Source organism: Flavivirga amylovorans (assembly GCF_030540875.1).
In the GTDB taxonomy this organism is placed as follows: domain Bacteria; phylum Bacteroidota; class Bacteroidia; order Flavobacteriales; family Flavobacteriaceae; genus Flavivirga; species Flavivirga amylovorans.
In genome coordinates, this window is sequence record NZ_JAUOEM010000008.1 from 24,204 (window position 1) to 39,182 (window position 14,979).

The 14,979-nt window shown below is 33.3% G+C and carries 6 protein-coding genes; 4 read left to right on the forward strand and 2 right to left on the reverse strand.

Annotated features, from left to right (window positions below; all coding sequences use genetic code 11):
- Positions 1 to 2 precede the first annotated feature (2 nt).
- From Q4Q39_RS18565 to uvrB, 3 genes are all read left to right on the forward strand, one after another.
- A complete protein-coding gene (locus Q4Q39_RS18565; RefSeq protein WP_303284072.1) occupies positions 3 to 4,937 on the forward strand; it encodes a T9SS type B sorting domain-containing protein in 4,935 nt (1,644 codons plus the stop codon).
- A gap of 401 nt (positions 4,938 to 5,338) precedes the next feature.
- Positions 5,339 to 10,459 (forward strand): FIDD domain-containing protein, encoded by a 5,121-nt coding sequence (locus Q4Q39_RS18570; protein WP_303284073.1) that lies wholly within the window; start codon positions 5,339 to 5,341, stop codon positions 10,457 to 10,459.
- Positions 10,460 to 10,486: 27 nt separating this feature from the next.
- Positions 10,487 to 12,490, forward strand: coding sequence for an excinuclease ABC subunit UvrB (gene uvrB / locus Q4Q39_RS18575; protein WP_303284074.1), 2,004 nt, complete (start codon positions 10,487 to 10,489; stop codon positions 12,488 to 12,490).
- Positions 12,491 to 12,567: 77 nt separating this feature from the next.
- On the opposite strand, the gene Q4Q39_RS18580 is transcribed toward uvrB, so the two are convergent.
- Complete coding sequence (locus Q4Q39_RS18580; protein ID WP_303284075.1) at positions 12,568 to 12,978, reverse strand: TerB family tellurite resistance protein; 411 nt, start codon at positions 12,976 to 12,978, stop codon at positions 12,568 to 12,570.
- A gap of 367 nt (positions 12,979 to 13,345) precedes the next feature.
- Here Q4Q39_RS18580 and Q4Q39_RS18585 point away from each other — a divergent pair, with 367 nt between their 5' ends.
- Positions 13,346 to 13,660: a DUF1456 family protein gene (locus tag Q4Q39_RS18585; protein ID WP_303284076.1), complete on the forward strand. Its 315-nt coding sequence runs from the start codon at positions 13,346 to 13,348 to the stop codon at positions 13,658 to 13,660.
- A gap of 33 nt (positions 13,661 to 13,693) precedes the next feature.
- On the opposite strand, the gene sucC is transcribed toward Q4Q39_RS18585, so the two are convergent.
- Entirely contained in the window at positions 13,694 to 14,884 is a 1,191-nt protein-coding gene (gene sucC, locus Q4Q39_RS18590; protein ID WP_303284077.1) for an ADP-forming succinate--CoA ligase subunit beta, read from the reverse strand.
- Positions 14,885 to 14,979: the final 95 nt, after the last annotated feature.

Genomic DNA, 14,979 nt, shown 5'->3' on the forward strand with positions numbered 1-14,979 from the left:
CTATGAGGTTTATTTACTTTATATTGCTTATTCTTATTTGCGGTAACAGCCTTGTGTTTTCGCAACAAATATCTGTAGACAGTAGTATTGGTTTACAACAACTTATAGAAAACAATCTAGTAGATGGTTGTGTAGATATTTCTAATATAAACTCTCCTGTTAATGGTAATACACATGGTTTACCAAGTTATGGTTATTTTGAACGTGCAAGCTCTAATTTCCCCTTTGAAAATGGTATTATACTTTCAACTGGTAGTGCGGCATCTGCTGGAAATGGTTTAATTACGCCACCACTTAGTGAGAGTTCTACAACTTGGGGGACAGATCCGGATTTAGAAACCGCTTTAGGCATTACCAATACGCTTAATGCAACGTCTATAGAATTTGATATCGTATCCATATCCAATCAAATTCAATTTAACTATTTATTTGCTTCTGAGGATTACGATGGTATCAATCCATGTTTACCAATTTCTGATAGCTTTGTTTTTCTTATTAGAGAATCCACAAGTACTGGTCCTTATCAAAATATTGCCTTAGTACCTGGTACTTCAGACCCTATTAATACAAACAACATACGTCCAAATTTATTGCCAGCTTGTTCACCTCAAAACGAACAATATTTTGAGGGATACAATATAGGCGATACAAATTATATTGGGCGTAGCAATGTGCTTACAGCTTCTACAACAATTACTCCTAATGTTCAATATCATGTTAAAATCATTATAGCTGACCAAAACGATGGTACTTTTGACTCTGCTGTTTTTATTGAAGGCGATAGTTTTACAATTTTAGACTTAGGTGACGATATAGAAACGTGTGCCAGTGCTACACTTTTAGATGCAGATATAGCAAATCCATTAGCTACTTACGCTTGGTATTTAGATAATAATCTAATAAGTGGAGCTAACAACCCTACATATAATGCCATAGTAAGCGGTACTTACAGAGTTGTAGTCACTGTAGACTTAAATGGTACGAGTTGTCCTGAAGAAGATGAAATAAATGTCATATTAAATTCAGAAGAACCTATTACCCCTATTAGTGATTATGAATTATGCGATGATGCAAGTGGTGATGGTACTGAAATATTTGATCTTTCGACAAGAGCCTCTGATTTAGCAGCTAATATTTCTTCTATTTTTTCCAATTACACCTTTTCCTATCATTATTCTGAGGCAGAAGCAAGAGGTAATATCAATGAAATTACTGCCCCCATCTCAAATACAATCAGTCCACAACCGATTTATGTTAGAATTGATGATACAGATAGTAATTGTTTTGCTTACACCTCTTTTAACCTCGTAGTAAATGAACTTCCAAATATAAATACACCTTCTGATGTAGATGTTTGTGATACCGATGATTCTCCAGATGGTATTACGATCATAGAAGTTAGCGATTTAACCCAAAGAGATGATGAAATAACCAATAGTCAAAGTAATCTTATAGTGTCTTATCATCGTAGCTCTGCAGATGCAGATACAGGTGATAACCCCATAACATCACCAATTGCGAATACAAATGCTACAGAAGTTATTTATGTTAGAGTTATGAATTCATTAACAGGGTGTGTTAGTACGACTACATTATCGGTTAATATTACAATAAGTCCAATAATAAATAGAGATACACAATATATAGATGCTTGTGACAGAGACATGGACGGCACTGCTAATTTTAACTTAGAAAGTGTTCTTAGTGATATAATAGGCGGATTAGGAGGCGTAACCCCTACATTTCATGAGAGTCTTGATGATGCAAATGCTGGTGTCAATCCTATTGCAAATACAACAAATTATCAAAATATAAACCTTGAACAACAAACTATTTATGTAAGGATACAAGATGACACAACTGGTTGTGCCTCCATTGTTCCTCTAGAAATTCATACAAATTTACTTTTAACTGGTACAGATTTAGGGGATTTTGCTTTATGTGATACAAATGATATAGAAGGAGATACTCTTGAGTTTAATTTAACTACCCTAGAATCTTTTATCTCTAACGATTTACCAAACCCCGTAACGGTTACCTTTTACGAAACTGAGCCAGATAGAGATAGTAATCTAAACCCTATTACAAAAGGTGTACCATATGAAGCTACAAGCCCTAGAATATTATATCTTACTTTGAATGATGGTAATTGTACAGAAATAGGCGATATAACCCTTCTAGTAAACCCCATATTACAATTTAATCCAGCAAATCCAATCCCGTATTGTGATACAGACGATGATGGTATCGTTACCATAGATCTACATTCATTAGATAATCTTGTAACTAATGATAATACAAATTTTTCAGTTACTTATTTTCCTAGTTTTGCTGATGCAGATGCTAATAACACAACCAATCAATTACCCGATTTTTACACCAATACAAATCCGATAGAAGACATTTACGCTAGAATTGCAAATAATGATAGTGGATGTGCCACAACTAATTTTTTTCAGATTCAGGTTTTTTCAGCACCACCAGCGAATACCCCTTTACCAATTGTTATGTGTGATATTACAGACGGTAATCCAGATGGTATAGTCACTATAAACTTAAATGATATTATAAACAATGTCGTTACAGATCCAACTAATCTTGAAATAGATTTCTTTACGACGTTTGCAGATGCTGACTCTACAACACCAACAAATGCACTTTCTAGCTCAGAAAGAACATCATATGATGCAAGTACAGGTACTCAAATTATTTACGTAAGAGTAGAAAACACTCTAACATCAACAAATTGCTACAACATAGTAGAACAAGAAATTATTGTAAATACAGAGCCCGTTATACCAACGATTACTCCTTTTCAAATTTGTCAAACAGGAGGCGGTAATACAGCTGATTTCTTGTTAGCTGATAAAGATGCTGAAATTTTAGATGGACAGACAGGTAAAGCCGTTTTTTATTTTGAAGATGCAGCTTTTACGATACCAATTGATGAAGACAATATATACCAAAACATAACCAGTCCTCAAACAATTCATGTTCGCGTAGAAAATATAACAGATCCAACCTGTTTTGATACATCTTCTTTTATAATACAAGTCTCTCCAGACCCTGTTTATAATGTTCCTACACCATTTTTAACTTGTGATGATACTAGTAATGACGGTATAGAAGTTTTTGATTTAAATGAAAAAATCATAGAAATTCAAGGGCCTAATCCTCCCGAAGTTTTAAATATCACCTTTCATTTAACCTTTCTAGAAGCCGATAATGGCACCAATCCACTACCATCTACTTATACAAACACTATAAGAAACCAACAAACTTTATTTGTCAGAATCGAGAGTGATGATTCATTATGCCATGTTGTTGAAACTATTAACATAAATATTACTGCAGCTCCAAATATCATTCCTCCTACTACAGCTTTAATACGTTGTGATGAAGATTATGATGGTAGTACAACTTTCGATTTAGAAACATCAGATTTAGAAATTTTAGATCAAAGAGAATTAAACTTAGGGATTTTAAGCATTAATTATTTTGAAAATTTTGAAGACATAAATCAAGATGATGGCTTAGATAATACAAATGAAATCTCCAATCCATCAAGTTTTAACTCAAGCGCTAAAACCGTCTACATCAAAATAGCAAATACTTTAACCGAATGTTTTAGCATTGCTCCACTAGAACTAAGAGTAAACCTCCCACCCCCTATTAATACTATAACAACGATTCCTATATGCGATAATGACACAAATACTTTCGATTTATCTACTGTAGATACTGTGATAGTAGATGATCCAAGTTTGGTCAATATTTCATATCACAACACACAAAATGATGCTGATAATAATATAGCTCCTCTTAGCAATATATTTAATTATACGGCTAGTAATCATACCATATTCATTAGAGTTTCAGATATAACGACAGGCTGCTATATCGCACCATCATTTAATTTACAAATAAATCCAAACCCTATAGCCAACCCAACACCAGATTTAATTACTTGTGATGATGACTTTGACGGTTTTTTTGAATTTGATTTACTCTCTTTAACTGAAAATACTATTTTGGGCGCACAAAATGCTTCAGACTTTAGCATTACGTACTACAATAGTTTAGCTAATGCAGAAGAAGGTATTGATAGTATAGACAATAACTACCTCGCATTTGACGGTGAAACAATATATGCCCGTATTGAGAATAATAACACGGGGTGCTTCGATACCACGGAATTTAATACTCGAATAAAACCTTTACCTGTCATCCCAATAGATGACATTGTTCCTCTATGCATAGATAATTTGCCTTTAGTAATTAGTGCCGATACTGGTAACCCAGATGACACGTATTTATGGTCTACAGGAGCAACAACATCAGAAATATTGTTAGATGATATTGGTGATGTTGGAAATTATTCAGTAACAGTTACCAGAGCTTATATAACTGGAGATTGTGCATACACGCACCCTTTTTCTGTTATAGAATCTGAAGCCGCAACTATAAACTTTACCACAACAGTTGACTTTGCAGACCCAAACAGTATTACAGTAGACATTAATAAAAGTAATATCGGTAATTATGTTTTTATACTAGACGATGGTGAACCACAAACATCTAATATCTTCGAAAATGTCACATTTGGAATGCACACTGTTACAGTGAGAGATTTAAATGGATGTATGGATATTACACAAAATGTTATGGTTTTTGATGTTCCTAAATTTATTACGCCTAATAGCGATGGCTATTACGACACCTGGCATATTATAGGCATCGAGTTATTACCAGGCACCATTGTTCATATTTATAATAGACATGGAAAACTCCTTAAAACTCTACCACATACATCAATAGGTTGGGACGGAACTTATAACGGGGAAAATATGCCTTCTGATGATTATTGGTTTTCTGCCGATGTCATTCAAAATGGTAATACTTTTAATGTAAGTGGCCATTTTGCTTTAAAACGTTAATATTGAACTCATTTAGACTTTTGGATTTAAGCGAAAATTAGAAGTTTTTGCCTATGTTGAAGACTTTTTTGAGTTGCATAGCAGGGCTACGGAAGAAAAAAAAGACAAAAACAGAGCTGAAAACAGCCATTTTTTAGCAAATTGAAAAAGTCTAAATGAGTTCTTTATTAAACAGTCCCTTTTGTTATTAAAGTAGGATAATTTTAACAATTATTTTATGGAATAACCGTTATTTTAATCTTTTCGTCTAAAAAAATTAAACCTTCTTAATTTTACAAAGTCTAAATGAACTAAATACTATATTTTAGTATTTAGTTCATTTTAAACTCCTTATTATTAACAATAAGTTTATGCCGTTATGTACTTTTTATAAAAGATTATTGTTAATACTTATAATAACCATGACCTCTCATGCTTATTCTCAATTAAGCAAAACACATTATATACCACCGTTAACAAGTGCTGAATTCGGAAATGCCAATCCAGAAGATCAATATATCTATTTATCAACCCCCAGTGTTATTGATATTCCTTTTACTATCAAACCAGTAGGTCAACCAGTATCCAGCCACATAACTGGTAATGTATCAAACGCAAACCCCCAACAAATCTCATTAGGTACTGGAAATGGGCAATTATTTATTCCTTCACCACAAACCAGTGTTGTTGTTAATGACAGAGGCTATATTATTGAAGCAGAAAGCACCATTTATGTATCCGTTAGAATGAATGCAGGAGGAGGTGCACAAGCTGGAGCTTTAGTTAGTAAAGGACTTTCTGCTTTAGGGACTACTTTTAGAGTGGGCAGTTATACCAACGAAAATCCTCAAGACAATTATTTAAATTTTGCATCAGTTATGGCAACTGAAGATAATACCCAAGTTACTTTTAGCAATCTTCCCGCTGGTCTTGTTATAAAAAATTATAGTGGGACAACGCCTATAAATACCACTTTAAATAAAGGAGAGAGTTATACAATCGCCACAAATAGTAGCTCCTCAGTTACTAACCGTGATGGATTAATAGGAAGTTTAATAAGTTCTGACAAACCTATCGTAGTAAATTGTGGCTCTACAAATGGTAGTTTTGGTAGCGGCGGCGGAAGAGATTATGGTATTGATCAAATTGTTGATGTTTCAAAAGTAGGCACCGAATATATTTTTGTTAGAGGGGATGGTAGTAATGATTGGGAAAATGTTTTAATTGTAGCACATACAGATAATACAAGTATTAGTGTTAATGGAAATGCACCAATTGCAACTATAAATGCTGGCAGTTACTATGTTATTGAAGGTAATCAATATAATACAAATGGGAATATGTATGTTGAAACTTCCCAACCAGCCTTTGCCTATCAAGGCGTAGGAGGATTAGGAAATAATGGAACATCTAGTGAAGCCAACCAAGGGATGTTTTTTGTCCCTCCCTTAAGTTGCGAAGCTCGGGGAAACTTAGAGAATATTGCTAATATTCAAAATATTGGAAATACTATTTATGCTGGAGGTATTACCATTGTTACAAAAGTCGGAGCAACTGTCACCATTAATAACGCACCCATTTCTGTAGCCTCAAATACAGTTCCTGGAAAACCCGATTATGTTACTTATAAAATAAAAGGCCTTTCTGGAAATATATCCGTACAAAGTTCAGACGAATTATACTGTGCTTATTTTAATTATAATGGTGCAGCAACATCCGGAAGTTTTTATTCCGGGTTTCCTTCAGCACCAGAAATTAATTTTGACACCCAATTCACAACACTAGGAAACTGCATTCCTAATATCACTTTAGAAGCCGCTAATACTCAAAATTTTGACAGTTTTGAATGGTGGTTTGATGATGGTACTGGGTTTCAAAATTTACTTATTAGTACACCTGTATTAACACCAACAGTACCTGGAAAATACAAATTAATTGGAATTATCACCTGTACTTTAGAAAGATTGGAATCAGCAGAAGTTCCTGTAAGTATCTGTCCTGACGATATTGATAATGACGGTATTATTGATAATATTGATATCGATAATGACAATGATGGTATCCTTAATTGCACAGAATCGAGAGGAGATGTCACTATAGACCTATCGACAATTAGCTCATCAGGTTCTAATATTCATCCAATAACTTTTCAAGATAATTCAACTAATACAACAATAGTCACATCAACATTTAATCAAAACAATAGCTCTGGAAGTTCAACAAATACTATGGTAGGCTCCAATATTGGTAGTTTCACGAGTATGGTACAACCAGCAGCTAATGCAGAAAGCACATACACAATAAGCTTTACAGAATCTGTAAATGTAAAATTACAAGAAGATACGGCAATCACACATGTAATAACATCTGGTGAATCTTTTATTGCAAAAATATTACCCGTAAATAAAAATATCACACTTATTGATCCTGATAACCGTTTACTAATCGATTCTAATTTTGATGGTGTTTTTGAAACTGGTGTTACTCAAATTTCAGGATCTGAAATTCACTATAAAATAAATCCTTCACCTACAGGTAATACCCCTTACCAGTTTTTTTCCAATCAAGTTGATGGCTTTTCTTTTATTCATAAATTGTCAAATACAACGACTGCTTCTACGTACAGCGGTACAATATCGCTTACCTGTTTTAAAAAAGATACAGATTTGGATGGTGTAAAAGACGAACTTGACTTAGATAGCGATAATGATGGGCTTCCAGATATTATTGAAAATAGTGGGACACTGGTAACATTATCAAATATAGATACAGATACTAATGGATTAGATGATGTTTTTAATATCAATGCCATTCCTTTAGATTCTGATTCTGATACTATTTTCGATTTTTACGATTTAGACAGTGATAACGATGGCATATACGATTTAATAGAATCTGGACAATTAGGCACACTATCAGATACCAATTTAGACGGTATAGAAGATGGTCCTACTTATGGCATAAATGGATGGGCAGATGCTGCAGAAACAGCTCCTGACAGTAATATTATAGGCTATACCCCTAATGATTTAGATAATGATTCCCTATTTTCTTATATTGATTTAGATAGTGATGATGATACGTGTAGTGATGTTATTGAAGCTGGTTTTTCTGACGCAAATGGAGATGATTTATTGGGCAATAATCTAGTCACAACAAATGCTTTTGGTTTAGTTACAAACGCCAGTGATGGGTATACCATTCCGAACAGTGATTATTTAGACGCTGCACCTATAACTATTTCAATACAACCTAGTAATACTGAAGTTTGCGAATCTTCAAATACAACCATATCGATAGCAACATCGACTATTGATACAATTCAGTGGGAAATTAGCACAGACGGTATCAATTGGAATACCATTATTGATAATACTCTATATAGTGGATCTCAAACTACAACTTTAAATATTACATCAGCTCCCCTATCAATAAATACATATCAGTATCGAGCTTTCTTAAACGTAACTGGTAATAGTTGCGGATTGTATTCAAATAACATTGAATTAACTGTTCGCCCACTACCTATTGTAAACTCTCCAGTAGTATTAGTGCAATGTGATGATGAAGATCCAACAACTCTTGGCTTTAGCCCTTTTAATTTAACTGAAGCAAACAATGAAATTTCCACAAATGCTTCTAATGAAACCTTTACATACTTTTTAACACAGACTGCTGCTATTTCTGGAGACATTACAAGTCCTGATTATATTAATGATCCTACAACATTTATTAATAGGTTCATTAGCTCGGATGCTATTTGGGCACGTATAGAATCATCATTTGGCTGTATACAAACTTCCGAGATTCAACTAAACGTATCAACAACAGTCATTCCCTCAACATTTCTGGTAACCTTTAATCAATGTGATGATTTTCTAGATACCAATGGTATGGATACTATAAATAATGATGATAGAGATGGTATTGCAACATTCGATTTTAGCAGTGTATCTACAATCATTACCAATTCTATACCGCCAGGGCAAAACCCTTTACCTCCTCGCTATTACAGAAATGAAACTGACGCATTAGCAGAGGTTAATGAAATAACAAATATTGCTAATTATAGAAATATAGGGTATCCAGGGTCACAATTTATATATGTGAGAGTCGATAGCGATATAGCTAATGATTGTTTAGCTCTAGGAGCTCATGTATTACTAACTGTAGAAACTTTACCAACTGCTAATAATATACCTCCATTTATAGAATGTGATAATGATACAGATTCCAATAATGGCTTTCTTTTTAACACGACCAATTTGGAAACAGATTTACTAAATGGACAAAGTTTAACAGATGTTTCGGTTTCTTACTTTGATTCATTAGGAAATCAGTTAACAGATTTTAATGGAAATTTAATATCTAGCCCATTTCCAAATACATTTCTATCAACCTCGCAAACCATTACTGCTCTGCTTACCAATAATAATACAGCTGCTCCAGATGGGCCTTGTGATGACGAAACAACCATTGAGTTTAAAATTGACATTCAACCCATAGCAAATCCAATACCTCCACAAATAGTATGTGACGGTGATTTAAATGATATTGATGATGATGGAGTTTACCCCTTTGACACGTCAACATTTAGTAGTACCATTTTAGGAACCCAAACTGGCATGGAAATCTACTTCGATTACATTGATGAAAACGGTAATTTAGTAACAGATAGCACGTCTTTACCAAATCCTTTAATTTCAGAAAATCAAACCATAGTAGTTGAAGTTATTAACCCTCTCAACAGAACTTGTATTGCAACCACAACTTTTGATCTCATAGTAAATCCTTTACCAGAATTCACTATGAACCCAGAAGAAATTGTTTGTACTTCTGATCCGACATTTTCCGTATTATTAGATCCTTTCGAAGCTAGTATTACTGAATCGTTTACCTATGAATGGATTTACGAAGATGGCACCATACTTTCTAACGATCCAACATTATCAGTTTCAACACCAGGAACTTACTCAATTACTTTAACTAAAACAGATGGTACCTTTTGTTCAAAAACTCTAAATGTTGATGTGAAAGCTTCTGAAAAAGCAACCATTACTCAAGACGATGTTACTATTATAGACCTATCTGAAAACAATTCGGTCACTATAGATCCGACCAACCTTGGGCTAGGTAATTATGAATATGCTTTAAGAGAAGAAGGTTCTTCTTTTATAATGTATCAAGAAGAACCTATGTTCAATAATATAAGAGCAGGATTTTATACCATATATGTTCGAGATGCCATTTGTGGGGTTTCTACACTACCTATTTCAGTGATTGGGCATCCAAAATATTTCACGCCTAATGGTGATAATATTAATGATTATTGGAAAATTAAAGGCATAAGTTCTACAGTGCAACCCAATAGTGCTATTTTAATTTATGATAGATATGGAAAACTGTTAAAACAGTTAACTGTTCAATCTAATGGTTGGGACGGCACTTTTAATGGTACGTTATTACCAACTGATGATTACTGGTTTAAAGTTTTTCTACAAGATGGAAGAGAATTTTCAGGGCATTTTACTTTAAAGCGATAGCATTCATATTTTGCTTAATTTTGTAAAATGCAGTTTAAAATTGAATCCGAATTTAGTCCCACAGGCGACCAGCCCCAAGCCATAAAACAACTTGTTGATGGTATTACTTCCAACGAAAAATACCAAACATTACTTGGTGTAACAGGTTCTGGAAAAACCTTTACAATTGCAAATGTTATTGAGGAAGTACAGCGTCCAACTTTAGTTTTAGCACATAACAAAACGTTAGCAGCCCAATTATATTCAGAGTTTAAGCAGTTTTTCCCAAATAATGCTGTCGAGTATTTTGTATCATACTATGATTACTATCAACCAGAAGCCTACATTCCAGTTTCTGGTGTATACATAGAAAAAGACTTATCAATTAACGAAGAAATTGAGAAAATGCGTTTAAGCGCTACATCCGCCCTTCTTTCTGGTCGTCGCGATGTGCTCGTAATTGCATCGGTTTCATGTATTTATGGTATAGGAAACCCTGTTGAATTTCAAAAAAACGTAGTCGCATTAAAACGTGATCAAGTTATTTCCAGAACGAAATTACTACATCAATTAGTACAAAGTTTATATTCCAGAACAGAAGCCGATTTCAAACATGGAAATTTCAGAATAAAAGGCGATACGGTAGATATCTTCCCTAGTTATGCTGATGATGCTTTTAGAATTCACTTTTTTGGAGATGAAATTGAGGATATCGAATCTTTTAATGTTCAAACCAATGAAGTTATTGAGAAATACGATCAGTTAACTATCTACCCAGCGAATATGTTTGTAACTTCTCCTGATGTCTTACAAAATGCCATTAAAGACATTCAAAATGATTTGGTAAAACAACATGATTACTATAAAGAAATTGGTAAGCACTTAGAAGCGAAACGACTAAAAGAACGTACCGAATTTGATTTAGAAATGATCCGTGAATTAGGCTATTGCTCAGGTATTGAAAACTATTCGCGTTATCTTGATGGCAGATTACCAGGCACCAGACCATTCTGTTTATTGGATTATTTTCCAGATGATTATTTAATGGTTGTAGATGAAAGTCATGTAACGATCTCTCAGGTACATGCTATGTACGGTGGTGACAGAAGCAGAAAAGAAAATCTGGTTGAATATGGTTTCAGACTTCCTGCAGCTATGGATAACCGCCCTCTAAAATTTGAAGAATTTGAAGCCATACAAAACCAAGTCATATATGTAAGTGCCACACCTGCAGATTATGAATTACAGAAAACTGATGGTATTTATGTTGAACAAGTTATACGTCCAACAGGTTTATTAGATCCTATTATTGAAGTACGTCCCAGTTTAAATCAAATAGACGATTTAATAGAAGAAATACAACAAAGGATTGAAAAAGATGAACGTATATTGGTAACAACACTTACCAAAAGAATGGCTGAAGAGTTAACTAAATACTTAGATAGAATACAAATACGCTGCCGGTACATCCATAGCGATGTTGATACTTTAGAACGTGTTGAAATTATGCAAGATTTACGTAAAGGATTGTTCGATGTTTTAGTTGGTGTCAACCTTTTAAGAGAAGGTTTAGATTTACCAGAAGTATCTCTTGTTGCCATTTTAGATGCCGATAAAGAAGGTTTTTTACGTTCTACCCGTTCTTTAACACAAACGGTAGGTAGGGCTGCAAGAAATTTAAATGGTAAAGCCATTATGTATGCGGACAAAATAACCAATAGTATGCAAAAAACTATTGATGAAACAAATTACAGACGCGAAAAACAAATTGCATACAATACAAAAAACAATCTTAAACCCAAAGCACTTAACAAAAGCTTGGATAATGCGTTATCTAAAAACTCTGTAAGTACATATAGTTATGAGTTAGAAGCTTTAAAAGCAGCAGAACCTGAAAGTGACTATTTAACAAAACCAGAACTAGAAAAGAAAATCCGTGAAAAACGTAAATTAATGGAAGAAGCTGCAAAAGCTTTAGATTTTATTATTGCAGCAAAATTACGTGACGAAATTAAAAGCTACCAAGATAAACTAGAAAAGCTAAAAGTATAACTTTTAGCTTTTCTATAACCTCTTAATGAGGTCTTCAAATAAAAACACATTATTAATAAGAACTTAGCAGATTATTATTAATTGTATTGTGTTTTAAAAATATCAATCAACACATCTGGTGGTACGATTTTATTTGGAAAACTTTCCATTAAATATAGTACCTTAGTAATGGACTCATGGCTTAGTCCCATACGTAACCCAAAATTATATAATTTAATAGCGCCTACTGAATTATTATTATTATCTTCCTGTTCAATATTCATTAATAATACCAATCTATGAAACTGTACAATACGTTCACTATGAGATTTTAAATGCGTGTATGTAACAGGATGCTCTATTAAATAATCAAAATCTTCTCTTGTTATATCAAGCTGTTTTGCAACACCTAATAAAAAATTATATTCTATTTCTTTTATATCCTTATCATATTTAGCAAATGCTATCATTTCTGATAAAAGACTCAATTTTTCTACTCTATTAACCATTTTTTAGGGGATTAATTATTATACTATAAAGGTACACAGAAGAGTAATTTAATAATCGTCTATATAATGTAACTTATCGAAAACCTATAGGCATTTGGTCGTAACTTTTATTTATTTCATCAATAATTGTATTTTATTCATCTAATAAAATTGCATTTCATCATTTACATAAATTTATTTCCAACTAAAAAATCCGAAATAAAAGCCTAATATACAGGCAGTTAAACACATTAAACTTATCTTTAATACACTCCATTAAAAATTAATATTTAAGGTATCTTTGTAAATGCTAAGAAAACGCGAGAAAGGTATATTCTGACGAATTAATTTAACAATTTAAGTATTAAATAAAGTAGAAATCAATCTTATGACAAATAATGATATTTTAAAAAAATTACGTGTTGCTTTAAAACTTCGCGATGATGATATTGTAAAAATTTTAAGCCTGGTGGATTTCAGAATATCTAAAAGTGAACTAGGCGCTTTTTTTAGAAAAGAAGATCATCCCAAATACATGGAATGTGGTGATCAAATTTTGCGTAATTTTTTAAATGGACTTGTTATCCATTTGCGAGGCCCGATGCCAAAAAAAGATTCAAGTCCAAAAACTACTAAAATACCAAACTTAAAAAGTAAACCTTTAGAAAATAAATCTAAACCACAAAAAAAGAGGAACAATTAATTGTTCCTCTTTTCATTTATATAAAGAAAAGCACTAAGCTAAAACCTGCTGTACTTTATCTGCTGCTTCTTGGAATTCTGTAGCACTCATAACGTCTAAACCAGAATTATCTATTAATTCTTTAGCGATATCTGCGTTAGTACCTTGTAAACGTACTATAATAGGCACATTTATAGTTCCTATGTTTTTATAAGCATCAATCACACCTTGTGCTACACGATCGCAACGTACTATCCCACCAAATATATTTATTAAGATCGCTTTTACCGCTGGATCTTTCAATATGATTTTAAAAGCTGCTTCCACACGAGCTGCATCTGCAGTACCTCCAACATCTAAAAAGTTTGCTGGTTCTCCTCCTGCTTGTTTTATAAGATCCATAGTAGCCATAGCTAATCCTGCCCCATTGACCATACAACCAACATTTCCTTCTAAATCCACATAGTTAAGCCCAAGTTCTCCAGCTTCTACTTCTATAGCACTTTCTTCACGCACATCGCGTAAATCAATATAATTCTTATGTCTGTAAAGTGCATTGTCATCAATAGTCACTTTAGCATCTACAGCCATTATTTTATTATCACTTGTTTTTAAAACAGGATTAATTTCAAATAAAGAAGAATCAGATTTTACATAAGCCGTATATAAAGCAGTAACAAATTTTGTCATTTCTTTAAATGCCAATCCAGATAATCCAAGATTAAAAGCAACACGTCTTGCTTGAAATGGTAACAAACCAACCGCAGGATCTATCTCTTCTGTAAAAATTAATTCTGGAGTTTCTTCCGCAACCGTTTCTATATCCATACCACCTTCTGTAGAATACATGATCATGTTACGTCCAGTAGCTCTATTTAATAATACAGACACATAAAACTCATCCGTTTCACTTTCTCCAGGATAATAAACATCTTCAGCAACTAAAACTTGGTGTACTTTTTTACCCTCAGCAGATGTTTGAGGCGTAATCAAGTTCATTCCAATTATTTGCCCAGCTATATCTTCAACCTCTTGCAAATTTTTAGCTAGCTTAACACCGCCACCTTTTCCACGTCCTCCTGCATGAACCTGAGCTTTAATAACATGCCAACTAGTTCCTGTCTCGTTTGTTAACTGTTTTGCAGCTGCTACTGCTTCATTAGCATTTTGAGCTACTATACCACGTTGTATACGTACTCCAAAACTATTTAATATTTCTTTACCTTGATATTCGTGTAAATTCATAATTCGCGTAATCGTTTAAGAAAGGCAAATGTAAATAATAGCAATTACTTACCCTAATATTTAATTATGAAAACTTACCAACATTAAATATGGTA

What these genes read in the sequence shown, in the direction of transcription:
- Q4Q39_RS18565 (WP_303284072.1), top strand. Translation starts at nt 3, where the DNA reads ATGAGGTTTATTTACTTTATATTGCTTATTCTTATTTGCGGTAACAGC.
- Q4Q39_RS18570 (WP_303284073.1), top strand. Translation starts at nt 5,339, where the DNA reads ATGACCTCTCATGCTTATTCTCAATTAAGCAAAACACATTATATACCA.
- sucC (WP_303284077.1), bottom strand. Translation starts at nt 14,884, where the DNA reads ATGAATTTACACGAATATCAAGGTAAAGAAATATTAAATAGTTTTGGA.
- uvrB (WP_303284074.1), top strand. Translation starts at nt 10,487, where the DNA reads ATGCAGTTTAAAATTGAATCCGAATTTAGTCCCACAGGCGACCAGCCC.
- Q4Q39_RS18580 (WP_303284075.1), bottom strand. Translation starts at nt 12,978, where the DNA reads ATGGTTAATAGAGTAGAAAAATTGAGTCTTTTATCAGAAATGATAGCA.
- Q4Q39_RS18585 (WP_303284076.1), top strand. Translation starts at nt 13,346, where the DNA reads ATGACAAATAATGATATTTTAAAAAAATTACGTGTTGCTTTAAAACTT.